This window comes from Streptomyces sp. NPDC006624 (genome assembly GCF_040611555.1).
GTDB lineage: Bacteria > Actinomycetota > Actinomycetes > Streptomycetales > Streptomycetaceae > Streptomyces.
Genome location: NZ_JBEXOM010000002.1, coordinates 520,079 through 540,997 on the forward strand (window position 1 = coordinate 520,079; position 20,919 = coordinate 540,997).

General features: G+C 73.5%; 18 protein-coding genes and 1 pseudogene. 6 read left to right on the plus strand and 13 right to left on the minus strand.

The genetic code is table 11. The features are described from left to right. Nucleotides 1-347: 347 nt before the first annotated feature. The 4 genes and pseudogenes from ABZY20_RS06040 to ABZY20_RS06055 all read right to left on the minus strand — a co-directional run. Nucleotides 348-1,391: pseudogene (locus ABZY20_RS06040) on the minus strand (hypothetical protein); the annotation flags it as partial. 46 nt (nucleotides 1,392-1,437) lie between these two features. Next, a complete protein-coding gene (locus ABZY20_RS06045; protein ID WP_356437177.1) occupies nucleotides 1,438-2,376 on the minus strand; it encodes an N-acetylneuraminate synthase family protein in 939 nt (312 codons plus the stop codon). A gap of 14 nt (nucleotides 2,377-2,390) precedes the next feature. Beyond that, the gene (locus ABZY20_RS06050; protein ID WP_356437180.1) at nucleotides 2,391-3,665 is read right to left on the minus strand and encodes an N-acylneuraminate cytidylyltransferase; all 1,275 of its coding nucleotides are present in this window, start codon (nucleotides 3,663-3,665) and stop codon (nucleotides 2,391-2,393) included. 32 nt (nucleotides 3,666-3,697) lie between these two features. Further along, nucleotides 3,698-5,068, minus strand: a complete 1,371-nt coding sequence (locus ABZY20_RS06055) for a DUF6716 putative glycosyltransferase (protein WP_356437183.1) — start codon at nucleotides 5,066-5,068, stop codon at nucleotides 3,698-3,700. 198 nt (nucleotides 5,069-5,266) lie between these two features. On the opposite strand from ABZY20_RS06055, the gene ABZY20_RS06060 reads away from it, so the two are divergent. The 4 genes from ABZY20_RS06060 (at nucleotide 5,267) to ABZY20_RS06075 (ending at nucleotide 9,908) form a co-directional block, all read left to right on the plus strand. Next, nucleotides 5,267-6,253, plus strand: a complete 987-nt coding sequence (locus tag ABZY20_RS06060) for a glycosyltransferase family 2 protein (RefSeq protein ID WP_356437186.1) — start codon at nucleotides 5,267-5,269, stop codon at nucleotides 6,251-6,253. Beyond that, entirely contained in the window at nucleotides 6,253-7,584 is a 1,332-nt protein-coding gene (locus ABZY20_RS06065; protein ID WP_356437189.1) for an alpha-2,8-polysialyltransferase family protein, read from the plus strand. Before ABZY20_RS06060 ends, ABZY20_RS06065 begins: the two co-directional genes overlap by 1 nt. 170 nt (nucleotides 7,585-7,754) lie before the next feature. Further along, nucleotides 7,755-8,912, plus strand: a complete 1,158-nt coding sequence (locus ABZY20_RS06070) for an acyltransferase (RefSeq protein WP_356437192.1) — start codon at nucleotides 7,755-7,757, stop codon at nucleotides 8,910-8,912. Between the two features lie 63 nt (nucleotides 8,913-8,975). After that, on the plus strand, nucleotides 8,976-9,908 hold the full coding sequence (locus ABZY20_RS06075; protein WP_356437195.1) for a class I SAM-dependent methyltransferase: 933 nt from the start codon (nucleotides 8,976-8,978) through the stop codon (nucleotides 9,906-9,908). Nucleotides 9,909-9,921: 13 nt separating this feature from the next. On the opposite strand, the gene leuE is transcribed toward ABZY20_RS06075, so the two are convergent. Then, the gene (gene leuE, locus ABZY20_RS06080; RefSeq protein ID WP_356437198.1) at nucleotides 9,922-10,572 is read right to left on the minus strand and encodes a leucine efflux protein LeuE; all 651 of its coding nucleotides are present in this window, start codon (nucleotides 10,570-10,572) and stop codon (nucleotides 9,922-9,924) included. A 54-nt stretch (nucleotides 10,573-10,626) separates the two neighbouring features. Then, on the minus strand, nucleotides 10,627-12,207 hold the full coding sequence (locus ABZY20_RS06085; RefSeq protein WP_356437201.1) for a methylmalonyl-CoA mutase family protein: 1,581 nt from the start codon (nucleotides 12,205-12,207) through the stop codon (nucleotides 10,627-10,629). A 136-nt stretch (nucleotides 12,208-12,343) separates the two neighbouring features. On the opposite strand from ABZY20_RS06085, the gene ABZY20_RS06090 reads away from it, so the two are divergent. Next, the gene (locus ABZY20_RS06090; protein WP_356437204.1) at nucleotides 12,344-13,171 is read left to right on the plus strand and encodes a L,D-transpeptidase family protein; all 828 of its coding nucleotides are present in this window, start codon (nucleotides 12,344-12,346) and stop codon (nucleotides 13,169-13,171) included. A gap of 180 nt (nucleotides 13,172-13,351) precedes the next feature. Here ABZY20_RS06090 and ABZY20_RS06095 read toward each other — a convergent pair whose 3' ends face one another. The 4 genes from ABZY20_RS06095 to ABZY20_RS06110 form a co-directional block, all read right to left on the minus strand. Then, entirely contained in the window at nucleotides 13,352-14,482 is a 1,131-nt protein-coding gene (locus tag ABZY20_RS06095; protein WP_356437207.1) for a hypothetical protein, read from the minus strand. After that, a complete protein-coding gene (locus ABZY20_RS06100) occupies nucleotides 14,482-15,156 on the minus strand; it encodes an RNA polymerase sigma factor (protein WP_356437431.1) in 675 nt (224 codons plus the stop codon). The genes ABZY20_RS06095 and ABZY20_RS06100 overlap by 1 nt, the downstream gene beginning before the upstream one ends. A gap of 826 nt (nucleotides 15,157-15,982) precedes the next feature. Continuing rightward, nucleotides 15,983-16,927 (minus strand): hypothetical protein, encoded by a 945-nt coding sequence (locus ABZY20_RS06105; RefSeq protein WP_356437209.1) that lies wholly within the window; start codon nucleotides 16,925-16,927, stop codon nucleotides 15,983-15,985. Between the two features lie 162 nt (nucleotides 16,928-17,089). Further along, a complete protein-coding gene (locus ABZY20_RS06110) occupies nucleotides 17,090-17,707 on the minus strand; it encodes an RNA polymerase sigma factor (RefSeq protein ID WP_356437434.1) in 618 nt (205 codons plus the stop codon). A gap of 285 nt (nucleotides 17,708-17,992) precedes the next feature. Between ABZY20_RS06110 and ABZY20_RS06115 the strand changes: the two genes are divergently transcribed. Then, nucleotides 17,993-19,171 carry an N-acetylmuramoyl-L-alanine amidase gene (locus tag ABZY20_RS06115; RefSeq protein ID WP_356437211.1) on the plus strand — a complete coding sequence of 393 codons (1,179 nt, stop codon included), beginning with the start codon at nucleotides 17,993-17,995 and terminating at the stop codon, nucleotides 19,169-19,171. A gap of 2 nt (nucleotides 19,172-19,173) precedes the next feature. Here ABZY20_RS06115 and ABZY20_RS06120 read toward each other — a convergent pair whose 3' ends face one another. The 3 genes from ABZY20_RS06120 to ABZY20_RS06130 form a co-directional block, all read right to left on the minus strand. Beyond that, nucleotides 19,174-19,569, minus strand: a complete 396-nt coding sequence (locus ABZY20_RS06120; RefSeq protein ID WP_356437214.1) for a hypothetical protein — start codon at nucleotides 19,567-19,569, stop codon at nucleotides 19,174-19,176. A 148-nt stretch (nucleotides 19,570-19,717) separates the two neighbouring features. Then, nucleotides 19,718-20,272, minus strand: coding sequence for a hypothetical protein (locus ABZY20_RS06125; protein ID WP_356437217.1), 555 nt, complete (start codon nucleotides 20,270-20,272; stop codon nucleotides 19,718-19,720). Nucleotides 20,273-20,379: 107 nt separating this feature from the next. Then, nucleotides 20,380-20,886: a hypothetical protein gene (locus ABZY20_RS06130; RefSeq protein ID WP_356437220.1), complete on the minus strand. Its 507-nt coding sequence runs from the start codon at nucleotides 20,884-20,886 to the stop codon at nucleotides 20,380-20,382. Nucleotides 20,887-20,919 lie beyond the last annotated feature (33 nt).

A 20,919-nucleotide genomic window follows, 5' to 3' on the forward strand; every position in this document is an offset into this window, starting at 1 on the left:
GCCACCGGCGTCCCGGCCGGACCGGCCGGACCGGTCAGGTCCACGGGGCCGGGCGATGCCGCGAACCTCGTCCTCCCCGCCCTGCCGGGCAGTCCCGCGGCGGGCGCCTCGCCCACCGCATCCACCGCACCCGCCGACCCCGCGGTGCCGGATGTCTCCGCGGGCGTCGCCCTGCCCGTCGCGCCCCCGGGGTCCGTCTCGCTCGTCGGGTCCGTCGCCTGAGCCGGGCCGCCGGAGGCGTCCGGGCCGCCCGTGCCGCTCGGCCCACCCGGGCCGGGCGGATCCTCGGTGTCCGTGACCGCCGCCTTCTCCGCAGCCTCAGCCCCGGCCTGCGCCCCCGACCCCGCCACCCGATCCACATCGCGGGCCGTCCCCGTCACGCCCGACAGGAAACCCTGCGCGCGGGGTGAGGCCGTTCGGGTCAGCCAGGACGGGTCGATGTCGCAGACCGCCACGCGGACCTCCGTGCCGGAGAGGGCGAGGGGGAGGGTGTGGACGACCGTGGACGGGAAGCTGAGGATCGTGCGGCCGATGGGGCCGCGGCGGGCGATCAGCTCCAGGGGGAGTTCGGGGCGGACGATCTCCAGGCCGGTCTCGACCGCGAGGCGGTGGAGCTTGTCGGTGTTCTCGCGGCGGTGGGCGAAGTAGCGCGTGGCGCCGTGGGTCCTGGCCAGGGCGCGGACGGCGTCCAGATAGCGGTCGGCGTCCACCACGCCCGTCTCCACCAGGGACGTGCCCACCAGGTCCGCGCCCTTGGTGATGCGCGGCGGACCGAAGCGGGCCCGGGTCCAGGCGAACTCGTTGGCGGTGACGGTGACGCCCGCCGGGGTCTCCTCCATCGGCATGGAGGAGAAGATCGCGACACGGCGGCCGCCGCCGGGGGTGAGGCGGCGGCGGGCCCGGGCGGACACCGGGGCGAAGAGCAGGTCCCGCGGGCCCGGGCGGCCGCCCTTGCGGTGCCAGCGCACCAGGCGTTCGCCCCGGGCCAGCTGCCCGACGAACTCCATCGTCGCCGTGCCGTCGTCGACGACGACCAGGTCACGGGCGCGGGTGATCGTCAGCAGCAGCTGGACGTAGCGGGAGAAGGGGTCCCCCAGCACGATCCGGCGCGCCCCGCGGAGCAGGCCGGTCAGGCCGCCGATGGTCCGGAAGGGCGCCAGGGGCCCGCCGCGGGCCTCCTCCCAGCGGACCTCGTGCCCCTCGTCGCGGGCCAGGTCGGACATCCGCCGCAGCTGGCCGCGCGTCATCGGGTCGACGGGTGACAGCACCACGAGGGTGAGCCCCACGCCGGGCGCGTGCGCGTGCGCCCACTCCAGCACGTTCAGCAGCTGTACCGGGCTCTCGACGAAGGCGAGAGTGTGGGGGCCGGCGTTCCCGGCGCGGGGGCTCATCGACGTACGACCGTCCCGTCGTAGGGGGGTGGTGGGGGTGGTGCGCTCAGACGCCGACCGGCTCGCCCGCCGCGGCGGCGATCTCCGCCTCGGCGACCACACCGGTGACGCGGCGCAGCTTCTTCATCGGGCCCAGCTCGGACTCGTAGACCTTCTTCACGCCGTCGCCGAGGGAGGCCTCGATCGTGCGGATGTCGCGGACGAGGCGGGTCAGGCCCTGCGGCTCGACGGAGGCGGCCTGGTCCGAGCCCCACATGGCGCGGTCGAGGGTGATGTGGCGCTCGACGAAGGTGGCGCCCAGGGCGACCGCGGCGAGGGTGGTCTGCAGGCCGGTCTCGTGGCCGGAGTAGCCGATCGGGACGTTCGGGTACTCCTGCTGGAGCGTGTTGATGACCCGCAGGTTGAGCTCCTCCGCCTTCGCCGGGTAGGTCGACGTGGCGTGGCACATCAGGATGTTGTCCGAGCCGAGGACCTCGACCGCGTGGCGGATCTGCTTCGGCGTCGACATGCCGGTGGAGAGGATCACCGCGCGGCCCGTGGAGCGCAGCGCCTGCAGCAGCTCGTCGTCGGTGAGGGAGGCGGAGGCGACCTTGTGGGCGGGGACGTCGAACTTCTCCAGGAAGGCGACGGCCTCGGTGTCCCACGGGGAGGCGAACCAGGCGATCCCCTTCTCCTTGCAGTACTCGTCGATCTGGCGGTACTCGTCCTCGCCGAACTCCACGCGGTGGCGGTAGTCGATGTAGGTCATCCGGCCCCAGGGGGTGTCGCGCTCGATGTCCCACTGGTCGCGCGGGGTGCAGATCTCCGGGGTGCGCTTCTGGAACTTGACCGCGTCGCAGCCGGCCTCGGCCGCCACGTCGATGAGCTTGAAGGCGTTCTCGAGCTCGCCGTTGTGGTTGATGCCGATCTCGCCGCAGACGTAGACCGGCTTGCCCGGGCCGACCTCACGCGAACCGAACTGGCGGATACGGGAGTTGGTGCTCATGGCAGGAGATGTCCTTACTTGGTGAGGGAATCGAGAGAGGGGCCGAGGATCCAGCTGGCGATCTCTCGGATCGCGCCGTCGCCACCGGGGACGGTGGTGACCGCGCGTGCGGCGCCGCGCACGACGTCGTGGGCGCTCGCGACCGCCACGGGCCAGCCGACGAGGGCGAAGCACGGGAGGTCATTGACGTCGTTGCCGACGTAGAGCACGCGCTCCGGCGCGATGCCCTGCTCCTCGCACCACTGCTTCAGCGCGAGGTCCTTGCGGTCGATGCCGTGCAGCACCGGGAGCCTGAGCTTCCGGGCCCGGGCGGCGACCACAGGGTTCTGTTCCGTGGACAGGATCAGCATCTTCAGGCCGCTGTCGCGCAGCGCGGCGATGCCGAGTCCGTCCCCGCGGTGCACGGAGACGAACTCCCGTCCCTCGGAGTCGATCAGCACCCGGTCGTCGGTCTGGGTGCCGTCGAAGTCGAGGACGACCGCGTCGATGTCGCCGGCGGCCGGGAGGGCGCCGGGCCGGTCCGCGTCGAAGAGCGGGGCCAGGGCCCGGGCGCGGGCCAGGTCGTGGGGGTCGTCGATCTCCAGGACCCGGGCGGGGTCGGTGCGCACGAGTTCCGTGCGGCCGAAGAAGCGGTGCCGGTGCTCGCGGAAGCCGCCGGCGTCCATGCCGTAGACGGCGCCGGTCTCCAGGAAGTCCTGGGGGCGGTCCTGGCGGCGGGGGCGGAAGGACTTGTCGTGGTTGATGCCGTAGCCGCCGCCGACGGCCGCGTCGGCCTCCGCGACGGTGCCGGCGGTCGCCTCGTCGGCCTCGTCGTCGGCGTTGCGCCACACGAAGCCGTGGAAGGGTGCCACGGTCAGCGCGGTGTCGGCGCCGCCCGCGGCGACGGCCTCGACGACGCCGTCCACGTCCTCGCGGACGATGAACGGGCTGGTGCACTGCACCAGCAGGACCACGTCCACCTGCGCCCCGTGCAGGGCCTCGTGCGCGTCCATGGCGTGCAGCACGGCGGCCTCGGAGGTGGCGGTGTCGCCGGCGATCGCGGCGGGGCGCAGCACGATCTCGGCGCCGGCCTCGCGGGCGGCGGCGGCGATGGCCTGGTCGTCGGTGGAGACGACGACGTCCGTCACCAGCCGGGAGGCGAGGCACTCGCGGACCGCGCGGGCCACCAGCGGCACGCCGCCGACCGGCAGGAGGTTCTTCGCGGGCACGCCCTTGGAGCCGCCGCGCGCGGGGATCACCGCGAGGACGCGGCGCACCGAGGCGCTGTGGCCCGCTTCCGGGTGGGACATGGTCTTCGCTCCTTGACGAGGGATCGGGCGGCTCACAGCTCGCCCATCCGCCGGATGACGGGCGCCACGCGCTGCACGCCGTGCCGGTAGGCGCCGCGCGCCGCCCGGCGCACGATCTGCCGGACCGGTCCGGGCTCCTTGTCGGCGGCGGGCGCGCCGGGCAGCGGCGTGCCGTCGGGGCCGAGGTGGTGGCGGGCGAGGATGCCGGGCAGATAGCCGGGCGCGGTGACGGGGGTGTAGTACGGCGTCAGCGGGGGCAGCCCGCCGGGCCGGTCGAGCAGCTTCGCGATGCGTGTCCGGGCCGCGTCGAAGGCCGAGTCGTAGGAGCCGTCGGCCACCACGCCCTGCCGGGCGACCCACTCCGCGTCCGGTTCGGGCAGGTGACCGGCGTCGAGCTGGTCCCAGGAGGCGAGGCAGCCGGAGCCGACGAAGTGGTGGTTGCCGAGGGACTCGCGCACGCCGAGGTCGGTCAGGACGACCGTGGGGATGCGGCGGTGCAGCGACTCCAGGGCGGCCGTGGAGCTGACCGTCACCAGCAGGTCGGTGCGGTCGAGGACCTCGCCCATGTTTCCGTACACCAGGCGGAAGTTGGCGGGCGGGTCGAGCCGCTGCACCAGCTTCTGGTACGGCAGCTCCTCGATGTGGGTGGTGTGTTCGCCCGGCCGGGAGCGCAGCTTCAGCAGCACCTCGCGCTCGGGGTGCCGGCGGGCGTGCTGCACCAGGCGGTTCAGCAGGTACGTACGGTCCTTGCGGCTCTCGGGGACCGAGGGCTGGGCGGCGAAGACCACCGTGTAGGGCCTGCGGCCTTGTTGTGCAGGGGCGTCGTGTCCGCCTGCGTACGGCGCGCCGCCGAGGAACGGCAGGGCCACCTCGGTGACCGAGGAGGCGTCGGCGCCCACTCCCTCGTAGACGGCCCGGAAACGCTCGGCGTCCTGGCGGGAGTTGGCGAGGACGAGGTCCGCGCCGTGCCGCAGCAGCAGGCCGTCGGCGAGCTTCTCGTAGACGACGCCGACGTAGCCGGTGACGACGACGGGCCGCGTGGTGCGGTGCTCCCAGACGCGCCCGAGGCCGTGCAGCATCGCCTGCACACCGCCGCCGACCAGGGCGAGGACGAGGACGTCGTAGGACTCCTCCGCCATGGTGCGCAGGAACTCGACCGCGGTGACCTCCCGCAGCGAGTCGGCGCGCACGCCCACCTCCCGGAGCTGGCGCGGGGTGGGCGTCGCCCGGCCGCGCAGCAGGAATCCGTCGAGGGCGGGGCCGACTTGCGCGCTCTCGCGGGCTCCGGTTTCCATGGACGGTCCCGGGGCGATGCGGTCCGCGGTCAGCGCACCCCATTTCCATCGGGTGTCGCTGTCCGCGAGGACGGCGATTCGCGGGCGCTTCGGTGTACTTGCTGGCACGTCGATGACGCTAGGAAGCGAATCCTAGGTATGGCGGAACCGCGACTCAACGAAACGTTAACAACACCCCACCGAGAGCCGAACTGGCCCGCTGGAAAGCGGGAAGTACACGGGGTGCACCGTTCTGACACATTGAGTTCACCCGGCGTACGTCCATCGGAAAGTTGCGCTGCCGGGCAGGCTCCTAACGTTTCGCGGGTGCCTAAGCTTTCCGTGATCGTGCCGTTCTACAACGTGCGCCAATATGCCCCGGACACCCTCAGAAGCCTCCGGCTGAACGCCGACCCGGATTTCGAGTTCATCCTGGTCGACGACCATTCGAAGGACGAAACCCCGGCCATTCTCGAACGGGCGGCCGAGGAGCTTTCGGATGTCGCGCAGGTGCGTTACATCCGACACGAGCAGAACGGCGGTCTCGCCACCGCCCGCAACACCGGTCTGGACGCGGCCCGGGGCGAGTACCTGACGTTCCTGGACGGCGACGACTGGCTCGCCCCCGGCTACCTCACCGAACTGGTGTCCGCCATGGACACCTTGGGGTGCGACTTCGTGCGCACCGACCACGTGCAGGCGACCGCGCGCGCCCGTTCCGTGCACCGGGTCCCGGTCGGCCGCCGCTGGGAGGCGTTCGACCCGCGCGAGGCGATCCTGCCCGCCCACCGCTCCACCTCGGTCGACTACGCCTACGCCTGGGCCGGCGCCTATCACCGCCGCCTGCTCGACAAGGGAGTGCTGCACTTCACCGACGGGCTGCGCACGGCCGAGGACCGGCCGTGGATCTGGAAGCTGCACCGGGAGGCGGACTCGTTCGCCGTGGTGAGCCTGCTGGGCGTGTTCTACCGGCGCGGGGTGGCCTCGTCCCTGACCCAGATCGGCGACGTCCGCCAGCTCGACTTCATCCGGGCCTTCGACCAGGTGATCGAGGAGACGGCCGCCGACCGGGAGGCGGACCGGCTGCTGCCCAAGGCGGTGCGCACCTACTGCGCGATCATCGCCCACCACCTCTCCAACGAAGACAGGTTCGAACCGGCCGTGGCGCGGCAGCTGCGGTCGATGAGCGCGGCGGCCATCAAGCGGATGCCGCAGGACGCGCTCGCTGACGCACTGGAGGCCATGGACATGGACCGTTCGGCGAAGCTGCGGCGGCTGCGGCGCCGGGTGACCGCGACGGGAGCGGCCGCCTGATGCCCGGGACGACCCAGATCTTCTGCGCCTCGACGCTGTACGGCGTCGCCACCCTGGCCGCCGCGATCGACTCCGACCTCTTCGAGGAACCGGACCGCCGGGTGCTGCTGGTGTTCAACAACTCCGCGACGCCGGAGACCACCCCGGCCCTGGACGAGATGCCGGGCTTCGAGCCGCTGCGCTCGCACTTCGACGAGGTGCTCTCCTGGAACGAGGCCATCCGCCCCTTCCACCCGGGCGCCTGGGCACCCCGCGCCGACGACGTCCCGCTCTTCGAGCGCTACCTGCGGATGCTGTGGGGCCTGGGCGACGACCGGGTCAGCCTGGTCCTGGAGTCCCTCCAGGTCGCGCCCGCCCTCACGGTGGCCCAGCTGTTCACCGACGCGCCCATCGACGTGTACGCCGACGGCCTGATGAGCTACGGCCCCACGCGCAACAAGCTCGACCCGCTGGTCGGCACGCGCGTGCGGCGGCTGCTGCACCTGGACCTGGTGCCGGGGCTGACGCCGATGCTGCTCACCGAGTTCGGCGTGCCGGCGCGGCTGGTGCCCACGCCCGCGTTCCTGAAGGTGCTGGGCGAGGTCACCGAGACCGTGCCCGAACTGCCCGCCGTCCCCGGCGACGCGGCGCTGCTGCTCGGCCAGTACCTGTCGGCGCTGAACATCCTCTCCCCCGAGGAGGAAGAGGACCTGCACGTGCGGATGATGCGGGGCGCCGTCGCCCGCGGCCACCGCACGGTCGTCTTCAAGCCGCACCCGACCGCACCGGCCCGCTACAGCCGCGCCCTGGAGACCGAGGCGGACAAGCTCGGCGTGGACCTCACCGTGCTGGACACGCCCGTACTGGCCGAGGTGCTGTTCGACCGGGCCCGGCCCGCCCTGGTCGTCGGCTGCTTCTCCACCGCCCTGTTCACCGCCTCCTCCTTCTACGACCTGCCGGTCGCGCGCATCGGCACGGAACTGCTGCTGGAGCGGCTGACGCCGTACCAGAACAGCAACCGGATCCCCACCACCCTGGCGGACGCGCTGCTGCCCGATCTGGGCGGCGGCGGGGACGGCGACGTACTGCCCGCCGAGCGGCTGCCCGGACTGCTCACCGCCGTCGGATTCACCATGCAGCCGCAGATCTACCCCGAGCTGCGCCCGCAGGCGGAACAGTTCCTTTCCGGCCATCTGGGGCCGCGCACCCGGCGGTATTTCAAGAAGCGCCGGCTCACCTCGCTGGGACTGCCGGGCGGAATTCCGCAACGGCTGGCGTTCCTGCCGCGCAATTCCACGGCACGCCGGGTGGTCCGGCGGGCGCGGGCCCTGCGCAAGGCGGTACGCCGCTGAAAAGGCATGCCCGGCGGCCCGCCCGGCGGCATCCAGATGAACCCGTGGAAACCGGCAGGCGAAGCCTGTTGCCATCGAACGGAATTGCGTCCCTTCCCGTCCTAGGGTGACAGGCGCCCTGCCCGCCCACAGGCGGCTCAGGACGGACGAGCCACACAGAGGTTTTCAGCGTGACCGAGACGGTCGTCAGCACCCCCACCGCCCAGCCCGGTGCCACCGCGCCGGCCGAACGACCCGGCGCCACGACCGTCCCCCGGCGGCGCCGCGAGCGGTCCGCCGGCCGGCTGCGCGCCCTGGACGGACTGCGGCTGGTGGCCGCGCTGATGGTGGCGGCCTACCACTACGGCGGGCGCGACGGCGAGGTCACCGACGCCTGGGGCACCTCGCCCAAGGAGCAGTTCCCCACGCTGCACGAGTACTTCGCCTACGGCTGCCTCGGTGTGCAGGTCTTCTTCGTCATCAGCGGGTTCGTGATCTGCATGAGCGGCTGGGGCCGGCCGCTGACGTCGTTCTTCGCCTCCCGCGCCTCCCGGCTGCTGCCCGCCTACTGGGTGGCGGTCGTGCTGGTGACGGCCGTCTTCGCACTGCCGGTGGTGGCCTACGAGGCGGTCTCGCCGAGCGACGCCCTGGTGAACCTGACCATGCTGCAGATGCCGCTGGGCGTGGACCGGGTGCTCGGCGTGTGCTGGACGCTGTGGGCGGAGGTCCGCTTCTACGCCCTGTTCGCGCTGTGCGTGGTGCTGCCCGGGGCGACGCGCCAGCGGGTCATCCTGTTCTGCGCGGGCTGGACGCTGGCGGCCGTCGTCGCCGAGAACGCGCACCTGCCGCTGCTCGACATCGTCCTGATGCCCGAGTACGCGCCCTTCTTCATCGGCGGTGTCGGCCTCTACCTGGTCCACCTCGACCGGCGGGACGTCCACGGCTGGGGCATCGTCGCGGTGAGCTGGCTGATCGGGCAGCACTACGCGGTGCAGGGGCTGTGGCACGCGCCCGACGCGGGCGGCTTCTCGTTCCGCTCCTCCACCGGCATCGTCCTCGTCGTCACCTTGGGGTTCGTGGCGGTCGCGGCGATCGCGCTGGGCTGGCTGCGCTGGGCGAACTGGCGCTGGCTGACGGTCGCGGGTGCGCTGACGTACCCCTTCTACCTGGTCCACGAGCACCTCGGCTGGGTGGCGATCCACGCCCTGCACCGCGGTCTCGGTCTGCCATCGGCGGCGACTTTCCCGCTGACGGCGGGGTCAATGCTGCTGCTGGCGTGGTTGCTGCACAAGTATGTGGAAAAGCCGCTGACACCACGGCTGCGGGCGGCGCTGGCCAGGGCCCGCTGAGCTGTTCACGGGACGTTCAGCCGGCCGTCGCTCAGGGCAACGCTCAGGGAGAAGGCTCGCCTCATGACCCACGCACAAGCCACCGACAAGCACCCCGGCGAACTCGCCGACGTCCCGGGCTGGTTCCCGCCGCTGGACCAGATGCTCTTCACCTGGTTCCTGGAGCGGCAGCAGAACCACCGCACGCACGGCGACCTGCTGGAACTCGGCGTCTACCTGGGCAAGAGCGCGATCCTGCTCGGCCACCACCTGAACGACGGCGAGACGTTCACGGTCTGCGACCTGTTCGAGGGCGACGCCCCGGACGAGGCCAACCGGGCGGAGTCCTCCCAGTCGTACGCCACGCTCACCCGGCAGGCCTTCGAGCGGAACTACCTCTCCTTCCACGACACCCTGCCCACGGTGATCGCGGCCCCCAGCTCGGTGGTGTCCGAGCGGGTGGCCCCCGGCAGCTGCCGCTTCGTCCACATCGACGCCTCGCACCTGTACGAGCACGTGCACGGCGACATCGGCGCGGCCCGCGAACTCCTGCGGCCCGAGGGCATCGTGGTCCTCGACGACTTCCGCTCCGAGCACACCCCGGGTGTCTCGGTCGCCGCCTGGGAGGCCGTCCTCAACCGGGGCCTGCGCCCGATCTGCCTCAGTACGCAGAAGATGTACGGCACCTGGGGCGACCCCGGGCCGCTGCAGGAGGAGCTGCTGGAGATGCTGCGGCCGCGCACGGACGTGGGAGTGAGCGTGCAGGAGGCCGCCGGGCACCGGCTGATCCGGACCCGGTCCCGGGGCATGAAGCCGCCGCCCTTCCCGACCTCCCGGCACTACGTGCCTCCGGTGCCGCCGGTGCCGGCGCAGTCCGCGGCCCCCGAGGCCACGACCGAGGCCCACGCCGCCCGCCCGGCCCGGCCCGCCCCCTCCCGGACCCGCCGGCTCGTCAAGGACCTGCTGCCGCCGGTGGTGACCCGTGCGGTGCGGCGGGCCCGGGCGCGGCGGGCGTGACGCAGGCGCCGTCTCAGCCGCTCGTCAGCGACAGCTTCACCGCGAAGCCGAGGAACAGCGCGCCCGCCGCCGAGGTCGCCCCCGCCGACAGGCGCCTGCGGCGGCGGAAGGCGGCGGCCAGCCGGGTGCCGCCGAAGATCAGCGCGCTGAGGTAGAGCACGCTGGCGAGCTGCGCCAGGACGCCGAGGACGACGAAGGACAGGGCGGGGTAGGCGTACGCCGGGTCGACGAACTGCACGAAGAAGGCGACGAAGAACAGGATCGCCTTGGGGTTGAACAGGCTCACGACGAAGGCACGGCGGAACGGCCGCTCCGCGGCGGGCGCTGCGGCCTCACCTGCGGCGGCCGCCCGCTGACCGCGCGTGCGCCACATGCCCCACGCGGCCCGCAGCATCCCGAGGGCCAGCCACGTCAGATAGCCGGCCCCCGCGTACTTCACGATCCCGAACAGCACGGCGTTCGCCTGGAGCAGCGAGGCGACCCCGGCCGCGGACAGTGTCATCAGCACCGCGTCCCCGCACCAGACCCCCGCGGCGGCGGTGTACCCGGCCCGCACACCGCGGCGGGCGGCCACCGACAGCACGTAGAGCGAGTTGGGGCCGGGGAGCAGGATGATCAGGACGAGGCCCGCCAGGTAGGTGGGCAGATCGATGACGCCGAACATGCACAGGAGTGTCGCACGGGGGTCCGGCGCCCGGATACGGTCCGCCCCGGCCGGTCAGAAGGCGTCCGACGGGACGTGCGTGCCCCACACCTCACGCAGCGCGTTGCACACCTCGCCCACCGTCGCCCGGGCCCGGAGCGCCTCCTTCATCGGGTACAGGACGTTGTCCTCGCCCTCGGCGGCCTTCTTCAGGGCGGCCAGGGCCGTGTCCACGGCGGGCTGGTCGCGTTCGGCGCGCAGGGCGGCCAGGCGCTCGGCCTGCCGGGCCTCGATGGCGGGGTCGACGCGCAGGGGCTCGTACGGCTCCTCCTCGTCCAGCCGGAAGCGGTTGACGCCGACCACGACCCGCTCGCCGGAGTCGGTCTCCTGGGCGATCCGGTAGGCGTTGCGTTCGATCTCGTTCTTCTGGAAGCCCCGCTCGATGGCCTCGACGGCGCCGCCCAGGTCCTCGACCTTGCGCATCAGCTCCAGCGCAGCCGCCTCCACGTCGTCGGTCATGCTCTCGACGGCGTAGGAGCCCGCGAAGGGGTCGACGGTGGCGGTGACGTCGGTCTCGTGGGCCAGGACCTGCTGGGTGCGCAGGGCCAGGCGGGCGCTCTTGTCGGTGGGCAGGGCGATGGCCTCGTCGAAGGAGTTGGTGTGCAGCGACTGCGTACCGCCGAGGACGGCGGCCAGGCCCTGCACCGCCACCCGCACCAGGTTCACCTCGGGCTGCTGGGCCGTCAGCTGCACCCCGGCCGTCTGGGTGTGGAAGCGCAGCATCAGCGACTTGGGGTCGCGGGCGCCGAACTCCTCGCGCATCAGCCGGGCCCAGATCCGGCGCGCGGCACGGAACTTGGCGACCTCCTCCAGCAGGGTCGTCCGCGCCACGAAGAAGAACGACAGGCGCGGGGCGAAGTCGTCGACGTCCATGCCCGCCGCCACCGCGGTGCGCACGTACTCCACCCCGTCGGCCAGCGTGAACGCGATCTCCTGCGCGGGCGAGGCGCCGGCCTCGGCCATGTGGTAGCCGGAGATCGAGATCGTGTTCCAGCGCGGCAGTTCCGTCCGGCAGTACCGGAAGATGTCCGCGGCCAGCCGCAGCGACGGCTTCGGCGGGAAGATGTACGTGCCCCGGGCGATGTACTCCTTCAGCACGTCGTTCTGGACCGTCCCGGTGAGTTTCCCCCCCGGCACGCCCTGCTCCTCCGCGACCAGCTGGTACAGGAGCAGCAGCAGGGCGGCGGGGGCGTTGATGGTCATGGACGTGGACACCTGGTCCAGCGGGATCCCGCCGAACAGCACCCGCATGTCGTCGAGGGAGTCGATCGCCACCCCGACCTTGCCGACCTCGCCGTGCGCGAGCGGGGCGTCGGAGTCGTGGCCCATCTGGGTCGGCAGGTCGAAGGCGACCGACAGTCCCGTGGTGCCGTGGGCGATCAGCTGCCGGTAGCGGGCGTTGGACTCCGCCGCCGTGCCGAAGCCGGCGTACTGGCGCATCGTCCAGGGGCGGCCCGTGTACATGGTCGGGTAGACGCCCCGTGTGTACGGGTACGCACCGGGCTCCCCCAGCTTCTCCGCCGGGTCCCAGCCCTGGAGGGCCCCGGGCCCGTAGACCGGCTCGATCGGCAGTCCGGACTCCGACTCGCGCGTCATGGTGTGATGCCTCCCGCAGAGTGACCTCGCTCACCACCATGCCCCCTGGTTCGCGACGGGTCACGTCCGGGGAACATCTCAGGTGGCATCCGGGTACACCGGTGAGACGACGGGGGGCCGTGTGCGTACCACGGGCATGGGGAGAGGGACCGCGGCGGCAGTCGCCGTACTGGCCGCGCTGACCGGCTGCACGGTGCAGACCCCGGGCGGGGACGGCGAGCCGGGCTCGCCGGTGCGCATCGAGCTGCCCGACGGCACACCGTCACCCGCGCGCACACCGGCCGGCGGGGGCGGGACGGCCGGCGCCACGCCCCGCGACGGCAAGGCCCCGCCCCGCGTGCTGTGGGCGCCCGGCGACTCCGGCCGCGGCGTGCGCGAGCTGCAGGCGCGGCTGCGGCAGGTCGCCTGGCTGTTCGAAGGGCCGACCGGGACGTACGACGAGGCGACCGAGCGGGCGGTCAGCGGCTTCCAGGGCAAGCGCGGACTGCCCCGCACCGGGCGCACCGACACCGTCACCTGGCAGCGGCTGCTCGGGATGACCCGCGAGCCGGGCCGCTGGGACCTGTACCTGATGGGCGGCCAGCCCGCCGATCCGCCGGACGCGCGCTGCCGCACCGGCCGGGTGCTGTGCATCGACAAGACCAGCAGGACACTGCGCTGGATGGTCGACGGCAGGACCCTGTCGACGATGGCCGTGCGCTTCGGCTCCGAGTACACGCCGACCCGCGAGGGCGTCTTCTCCGTCTACTGGAAGTCCCGCGACCACGTGTCGACGCTCTACGACTCGCCCATGCCGTACGCGATGTTCTTCAGCGGTGGCCAGGCGGTGCACTTCTCGGCGGACTTCGCCGCCCGGGGCTACGCGGGCGCCTCGCACGGCTGCGTCAACGTCCGGGACGAGGCGGCGATCGCGGATCTCTACGCCCGGGTCCGCGACGGCGACAAGGTCGTCGTGTCCTGGTGAGACGCGGGGAGGGAGGATGGGGCGCGGGCGGGACCGGGGGAACGTGTCCCGCCCGCGCTCAGGTGCACGAGCCGTAGGTACGGGGGGAACCCCGGCTCTGTGCGACGGCCGATGACCAGTCGGCTCACTCATTACTGCGCCCGGGCGGCCGAAAACGTCACACCCTCGGCCTGGGAATTTTCACGGACCAGGAAACCGCAGGTCAGAGACGTGTGAGGAGCGGCGGCCGAAGCCCTGCTCCCCTTGGTCCCCGCCGGTGTCGGGCATCGCGGCCCGCTGGCCGGCCTTGCGCGCGGCCCGCTCCTGGCCGCCCTGACCCTGGTCCTGGCCCCGGCCCTGCGGCCGGCCCTGGCCGGCCTGGCCCTGGCCTTCGCTCCGGCCGTTGCTCCGGTCGCCGCCGTTGCCTTGGTTGCCTTGGTTGCCTTGGTTGCCCTGGTTGCCCTGGTTGCCGTGGTTGCCCTGGCCGCCGTTGCCCGTGCCGTCGGTCTTGCGCTCGACGGAGCCGTGCGTCGTTCCGGACAGGACGTCCTTGCAGTACTTTCCGACGCCGGAGTCGCCCGCCGCGTCGCGCAGGGCGCGCCTGCGGTCGTCGTCCAGCGGCTGTCCCGCGCGCAGGTCGCGGCAGGCGGAGGCGATCTCCTCGCGGCTGCCGCCGTCCTGGCCCCGCTGGTCGCCGGAGCCGTCACCGGGTGCCGCTTCCCTGTCGGGCCCGGAGCTGCCGGCACCGCCCGTCGCGCTGTCGCCCGGGGTGACGCCGCCGGCCGTGGAACCGCCCTGCACGGCGTCGCTCGGCGAGGGCGACATCAGCAGGCGGTCGGGAGGCGTGACGACGGACGAGACCGACGCGGCGGGCTCGGGCTCGTTCCGGCCGAACGGCGTGTCGATGGCTCCGGTTCCGGCCGCGACGGCGATCCCGCCGGCCATGCCGACCGCCAGCGCGGCGGCCAGGGCGAGGCGCGCGGGCCGGACCCGGCGCTTGCGCCGCACGCCGTCCGAGCCGCTGCCGCGCGTGGTTCCGATCCGGACCAGCCCGGCCTCGCCGGTGGGCGCGGCGGCCTGCCCGCCGTCCGCCGCGTGCGCCGCCGCCGCGTCCGCGCGCTCCGCGCGGGCCTTGCGGAAAGCGGCCACCGCGGCTGCCTCACCGGGGAGTTCCTCGCTGGTCAGCGGGGGTGTGGCGGACAGTGCGCCGAGTGTCCTGGCGAGTCGTTCGGCCTGGTCGCGGGCGGCACCGTCGACAGCTTCCGGTGGCTCTCCGCTCAGCAAACGCTCCGCCGTTTCGCGGTCCAGCCACCTGTACTGCTCGTCGGCCATCACACATCCTTCTGCGTCCGCGCAACGCTGTGCGTCACACCTGCGGACGTCACGGCACCGCCGCGCGGTTCTCGCTGGGGCGGCAGGGCATCGAGCACTCCGGCCGATTCCGGATCGGCCTGCGCGGAGTCGCCGAGCAGCTCGGCGAGGCGCTTCAGGCCGCGGTGCGCCGCCGTGCGGACGGCGCCCGGGCGCTTGCCGAGGGTCTCGGCCGCGGTCTTCGCGTCCAGCCCCACGACCACGCGCAGCACGACCGCCTCGGCCTGGTCCTGCGGCAGCCGGGATATCAGGGAGAACGTCCCGTCGGTGGTGAGCGCCTCGATGGCCTCGCCCGCGGTGTCGGACGCCGCTGCCCGGCCGGTCAGTTCGGTCTCGTCCCCGCCGATCGCGGGCCGCCGCCCGCGCATGCGTATGTGGTCCAGCGCGCGGTTGCGGGCGATCCGGGCGGCCCAGCCGCGGAACCGGTCCGCGTCGCCGGAGAACCGCTCCAGGTCCCGGGCGATCTGCAGCCACGCCTCCGACGTCACGTCCTCGGCGTCGGGGTCGCCGACCAGCGTCCGTACGTATCCGAGCAACCGCGGGTGCACGGCGCGGTACACAGTCCGGAAAGCGGTCTCATCTCCGTCCTGTGCCGCGCGCACCGCGGCGGTCAGCTCCGCGTCGTCCCCCAGCACCGCGCGCCCTTCTGCGCCTTGACCGGCGCCGCTGACGCGGGCCGGGTTCTCGCCGTCGTGATTGCTCATTGGGTGTTGCGGTCACAAGCCCGCAGGTCGTTGCGGTGGTCCTACCGCCTCCGGTGTTGGCGCGAAAGGCACGTTACGACCTCAAACCACTCGCCGTCCATGTCCGCCCGAGATGCAACTTAGCCGTGACACGCAGGGGTGTGACAGAAAACGCACCCCCGACGCTGTAGGAAGTACGGGTCGCCGCGCGGCCCGTGCCGCGCGACGGCCGGGGCCTCTCCTGTGGGGGGTGGCGGCCCCGGCCGTCTCCGGCCGTACCGGTCTGACCTGGGCCGATGTGACGTGAGCCCGGTCGCCGCACCCCGCGCGCGACTGCCCGTCCAAGCACCTGCTCCGCTCCCCTTCCGGCGGCTGCGCCGAGCCGCGCCGGCTGTTCCCCGGTCGGCGCGAAGCCGCACCCTCGACACCGGTTCACGGCGGATCCCGATGAGGGCTGTCTCACACGGACGGGGTCCTTTTGCCGGGGTCCGCACGTCGAGTTCCCCTTGCCGGGGTCCGCACGTCGAGTTCCCCTTGCCGGGGTCCGCATGTCGAGGTCCCCTTGCAGGGGTCCGCATGTCGAGTTCCCCTTGTCGGGGCCCTCTTGTCGGGGTCCCCTGTCGCGACGCCCGGATGCGGGGCGGTGACGGCGTTCGGCGCCCCCGAAGAAGGCCGTCCCGACGGCGGTACCGGCAGCGGAAGTTGCCGGGCGGCCGTCACTTCACAGCCGCTCGCGCGTACGCGGCACACACCTGGCACGCGGCACGCACCCACCACCTCACGGGCGGGCCTCACCCGACCGTCCGGACTGGCCCTCGCCGGCCTCGGTGGCGGCGCCGCTGCCGGTGTTGCCCGCGGTGCCCGCGGTGCCCGAACCGTTGTCCGCGGCTCCCGAGCCGTTCTCCGCGGAACCCGAACCGCTCTCCGCGGATCCCGAGCCGTTCTCCGCACGGCCTTCTCCGTTGCCGGTGCCGCCGGTTGCCGGGGTTGCCGTGCTCTTCTCGGGCCCGGCGCCGCCGCCGGGCTTCTCGTCGGCACCGTCCAGTTGCCCGGCGCAGTACGCCGTGACGTTCCTCTCACCGCCCGCGGCGTCCACGAGACGCTGCCAGGCCGTCGCGTCCATGGCCTTGCCCCGGCCGTCGACCTTCTCGTACGCGCGGCAGTGGGCCTCGGTGTCCTGGGCGGAGGCGGGGCGGTCCGGGGAGGGGGAGGCGGACGCGGAGGCGGACGGGGAGCCCGGCGCGGCGCCGGGGGCGTTGCCCGCCGAGGCGCCGGGGGCGGGGCCTGAGGCGGGCGGACGGGGGCGTTCGCCGGGGTCGTCCGGGGAGTCCGACGAGCCGATCGCCGCGACCGCGACACCGCCCAGCGTGAGGCTGGCGAGCAGGACGGACAGCGTGGCCTTCAGCGAACGGCCCGGATGCCGCCGCGCCCGGGGCGTCCAGTCGTCCCCGCTGCGGGAACGGGCCCGGTGCGCACCGGCGTCCCGGGCGGCCCGGAACGCCGCCACGGCCCGCTGCTCGCCCTCGGCGTCGATCGGGGCCCGCAGGAAGGCGGCGGCGAGGAGCGCCCGCAGTTCGGTGTCGTCGAGGGCGGGAGCCGAGCCGGGACGGGCAGCGCTGCCGGGACGGGCCGCCGTGGGGTCGCCGGGCGGCAGGCCGTCGGCGTCCCCGAGGTGCACACGCCGACGGCCGGAGGGCCCACCGTCGCTCTGATGTTCACCCATGTCCGGTTCCGTCCCTGCTCGATCCACGCGTCCCGCATGGCCGTCCGTGTCCCCACGACCCGGCCGGCCGGCCCGGCGTTCCGGGCCTTTTCCATACGTCTCGCCCGTCCGCCCTGTTCAGGGCGGCGGGCCCGGCGGCCAGGTGCGGTCCGCCGAAGTCGCTCATGTCGACTCCCCCAGCGTCCGGGGAGCCTCATCCGTCACACCCGCGCCGCCCAGTTGGGCGGCGAGACGTTTCAGCCCCCGGTGGGCGGCCGTCCGCACGGCCCCCGGCCGCTTGCCGAGGACACGGGCGGCGGCGGGTCCGTCCAGTCCCACCACGACCCGCAGCAGCACGGCCTCGGCCTGGTCCCGCGGCAGCCCGCCGACCAGTTGGAGGGCGCGCTCGGTGGACATGGCCTCCAGCGCCTGCTCGTGCGTGCTGTGCGGCCCCGGCAGGTCGAGCACGTCCTGTTCCAGCGCGGCGGACTGCGGCCGGACCCGCCGCCGGCGCAGATGGTCCAGCGCCCGGTGCCGGGCGATGGTCGCCGTCCAGCCGCGGAAACCGGCCCCGTCGCCCTTGAACCGCCCGAGGTCCCGGGCTATCTCCAGCCAGGCCTCGGACGCCACGTCCTCCGCGTCCTCGCCCACCAGTCCGCGCAGGTAGCCGAGCAGTCCGGGCTGCACGATCCGGTAGGCGACGGCGAAGGCCGCCTCGTCACCGTTCTGGGCCCGCGCGACGGCCGCGCCCAGTTCCCCGTCCCGTGCGTGCACGCGGCGGGGCTCCCCTCGCTGGCCCAAGAACCGTCCTCGTGTCTGTGCCATGTCCTCCACGGTCTTCAGCGCCGGGCCGCGGAGAAGTGTCACAGCGTGCGGTGCCTCCCCCGCCCCGGGGTCGCCCCGGCCGCGACCGATGTCCGGACACGGCCGGACACACCTCACCCCGGCGGCGGCCGGGCCCGGCGGACCGGCGGACCGTCCTCCGTTCGCCGGATTTCCCGGGGCGGGCGAACGGACGGCACGGCCGGGGGGAATGACGGTCAGGTACCTCACCGCCGCCCCCGACGGACCGGAGACGAGCACCACATGACACGCCTTCTGCTGCGCACCGCCGTCGCCACGGCCCTGGCCCTCGGCACCCTCGGCCCGGCCCTGCCCGCCACCGCCTCGTCCTCCTCAGGCGGCGTGCAGACCGTCCGGGTGCCGGACGGCGATCCCCGCAAGCGGTCCCTCGCCCCGCGCACGACCGAGCCGTTCAGCCTCCTCGGCGTCACCTGGGACGACCCGGACGCCGTCCTGGACGGCACCGCCCGGGTGCGCACCCGGTCCCGGGAGAGCGGCGCATGGAGTGCGTGGCGCCCCCTGGACACCGACGTGCGCCCGCCCGAGACGGGCCCCGACGGCACCCGCGCGGGTGTGCGGGGCAGCACCCAGCCGCTGTGGACCGGGCCGTCGGACGGCGTCCAGGTGCGGGTGTCGGGCACGCGGCTGCCCGAGGGGCTGCGGGTGGAGCTGATCGACCCCGGCAGCGGACCGGCCCCGGTCGTGCACACCGTGGAGCGGGGCGCCGCGGAACCGGCCCCCGGACCACTCGCCGCCGAGCGCCCCGCCGTGACGGCCCGTTCCACCTGGGGCGCCGACGAGTCCCTGGTGAAGGACCCGCCCACCTACACCGGCGCCACCAAGGCGATGTTCGTCCACCACACCGCGGGCACCAACGACTACGCCTGCTCCGAGTCGGCGTCCATCGTGCGCGGTGTGTTCCTGTACCACGTGAGGAGCAACGGCTGGAACGACATCGGCTACCACTTCCTCGTCGACAAGTGCGGCACCCTCTTCGAGGGCCGTGCGGGCGGCATCGACAAACCGGTCCTCGGCGCGCACGCCTACGGCTTCAACACCGCCACCAGCAGCGTCTCCGTGCTCGGCGACCACTCGGCGGCGGCGGTCAACCCGGCGGTGCGCGAGTCCGTCGCCAAGGTGGCGGCCTGGAAGCTGGGCCTGCACCAGCTCGACCCGACCGGGACGGTGGAGCTGACCGCGGGTGCCGACAACGGCAAGTACAAGCTGGGCGAGAAGGTGACGATGCATCGGATCCCGGGCCACCGCGACGGCTACCCGACCGAGTGCCCCGGGCAGCACCTCTACGACGACCTGCCCGAGATCCGCACCCTCGCGGGGAACGCCGGAAAGCCCGCCGAGCCCGCAGAGCCCACCGCCCCGGAGCCGGCCGAGCCCTGGGACGAGGACGCCCTCGCGGGCTGACGCTAGGGCCGGGAACCGGCGCTCACCGCGTCCCGGCACAGCAGCCGCAGCGAACCGTTCCCGGCGTAGCAGCGGCGCGCCTCGTCGATCGGGTCCCACAGCCGCCCGTCGGGCGTACGGATCCAGTGGTCGCCGCCGGACGCCCACCACTCGGCGCCGGTCTGACGGACCACCACCTCGCCGGCGTAGGCGCCGAAGCCGCGCAGCACCTCCTGCACGGCGGCAGCCGGCGCGCCCTCCCGCCGTATCTCCTCGATCATCCGGTCGATGCTCCACAGACTCTGTGCCGAGTAGTCGAGGCGGAGCCGTGCCCCCTCGCGCATCGTCGCCACCATGTCCGCCGCCCACCGCCGCGGCTTCGCCGCCGCCGAGGGCCTGGTCTCCGCTTGAGTCGTCACATCCCGGAAAGCGTGCCGGCCGGGTGTTTCGTCACACGGAAAAGGCGACTCCCCGGAAGCGGCGCAGGACCGCCCCAGCTCACCCGAGGGACCGTCACAGCACTTTCCCAGAATCGGGGTTTGGGCCGGTGGGCGTACCGGGTGGCGCTCAGCCCTGCTGCCGGCTGCGGCGGGAGACCACCGCGCGCAGCACCCGGCGGCCCTCCGTGGACAACTCCAGTGCCCGGCGCAGTCCGGCCGGACCGTGTCCGGCCAGGACCTCCAGGACGGTGACCTGGCGGCGCAGCTCGGCGGCGACCAGCGGTGACATGCCCTCCGTACGGCCCTCGCGGCGCGCGTCGACGGACGAGGCGTCGTCCTCGGCGGTGTCGAGGAGGCGGTGGATCTGCAGGGAGGCGACGGAGCAGGCGTCGGCCCAGACCCGCAGGCCGGCGGCGGACCGCTCGGCGGGCGCGGCCTGGAGCATCCGCTGGGCGAGCGTGGCCGCCTCGTCCTCCTCGGCCGCGGCGTCGACCTTCCCGCGCACCTGCTCCAGGCAGGCGCCCCACTCGTCGGCGGCGGCGCCGTCAGCGAGGCTCGCCCACAGCGGCCGCAGCGTCTCGTCGTCGCCGCCCAACAGGGGCACGCACCGATCCAAACAAGCCAGCCCGCTCGCGGCCAGCCCGCGTTCGTCGGCCTGTGCGATCAACTCCACCAGGCTCATCCACGCCTCCCTCCGCGGGCCTTCTCCAGGGCCCTGCCAGGCCGCTACCAGCCCTACCCCTCACGGAACCCGCACCTCCCCTTACTGCGTGCGATGGCCCCGGAGTGTCACAGGGGCACCACGCCGAGTCGGCCGAGGAAGCGGAACAACAGGTTTTCGGCCAGCGGATCGGGGTCCGAAGTCAGTACGTCCACGAGGTCGTCGGCGTTCACCTCGTGCCCCGCCTCGGCGGCCCAGCGCGCCGCGCGCCCGGCGGCGTCGGAGGGTTCCAGGAAGTAGTCCTCCAGCGTGAGGCCCTCCTGCCCGGCCGCCAGGTACCGGGCGGTCGCGGCCCGCGCGAGGCAGGTGGTCCACGCCCCGCTCTCCGGCGCGGCCGCCTCCAGCACCACGCACTCGCTGTTCATGACGTACCCGAACAGCGCGGGCGCCCCGGTCTCGCGGGCGAGGGCGTTCATGTTCCCCATGGCGCCGTCGCCGCTCGCGTACTCCCAGACCTGCCAGCCGTCCGCCGCCGAGGTGTGCCGGGTCATCCCGTCCGCGACCTCCGCGAGCGCCGTCAGCTCGGTGAGGGGCCGCTCCCCCCGGCCGACGACGAAGTATCCCCAGTAGCCCATGCTCCGCTGCCCCCCTGTCCGTCCGATTCGGAT

Coding starts and splice junctions, on each gene's coding strand:
- leuE (WP_356437198.1), bottom strand. CDS start 10,572: ATGTTCGGCGTCATCGATCTGCCCACCTACCTGGCGGGCCTCGTCCTG.
- ABZY20_RS06115 (WP_356437211.1), top strand. CDS start 17,993: ATGACACGCCTTCTGCTGCGCACCGCCGTCGCCACGGCCCTGGCCCTC.
- ABZY20_RS06075 (WP_356437195.1), top strand. CDS start 8,976: ATGACCCACGCACAAGCCACCGACAAGCACCCCGGCGAACTCGCCGAC.
- ABZY20_RS06085 (WP_356437201.1), bottom strand. CDS start 12,207: ATGACGCGCGAGTCGGAGTCCGGACTGCCGATCGAGCCGGTCTACGGG.
- ABZY20_RS06095 (WP_356437207.1), bottom strand. CDS start 14,482: ATGGCCGACGAGCAGTACAGGTGGCTGGACCGCGAAACGGCGGAGCGT.
- ABZY20_RS06065 (WP_356437189.1), top strand. CDS start 6,253: ATGCCCGGGACGACCCAGATCTTCTGCGCCTCGACGCTGTACGGCGTC.
- ABZY20_RS06090 (WP_356437204.1), top strand. CDS start 12,344: ATGGGGAGAGGGACCGCGGCGGCAGTCGCCGTACTGGCCGCGCTGACC.
- ABZY20_RS06125 (WP_356437217.1), bottom strand. CDS start 20,272: ATGAGCCTGGTGGAGTTGATCGCACAGGCCGACGAACGCGGGCTGGCC.
- ABZY20_RS06105 (WP_356437209.1), bottom strand. CDS start 16,927: ATGGGTGAACATCAGAGCGACGGTGGGCCCTCCGGCCGTCGGCGTGTG.
- ABZY20_RS06130 (WP_356437220.1), bottom strand. CDS start 20,886: ATGGGCTACTGGGGATACTTCGTCGTCGGCCGGGGGGAGCGGCCCCTC.
- ABZY20_RS06050 (WP_356437180.1), bottom strand. CDS start 3,665: ATGTCCCACCCGGAAGCGGGCCACAGCGCCTCGGTGCGCCGCGTCCTC.
- ABZY20_RS06045 (WP_356437177.1), bottom strand. CDS start 2,376: ATGAGCACCAACTCCCGTATCCGCCAGTTCGGTTCGCGTGAGGTCGGC.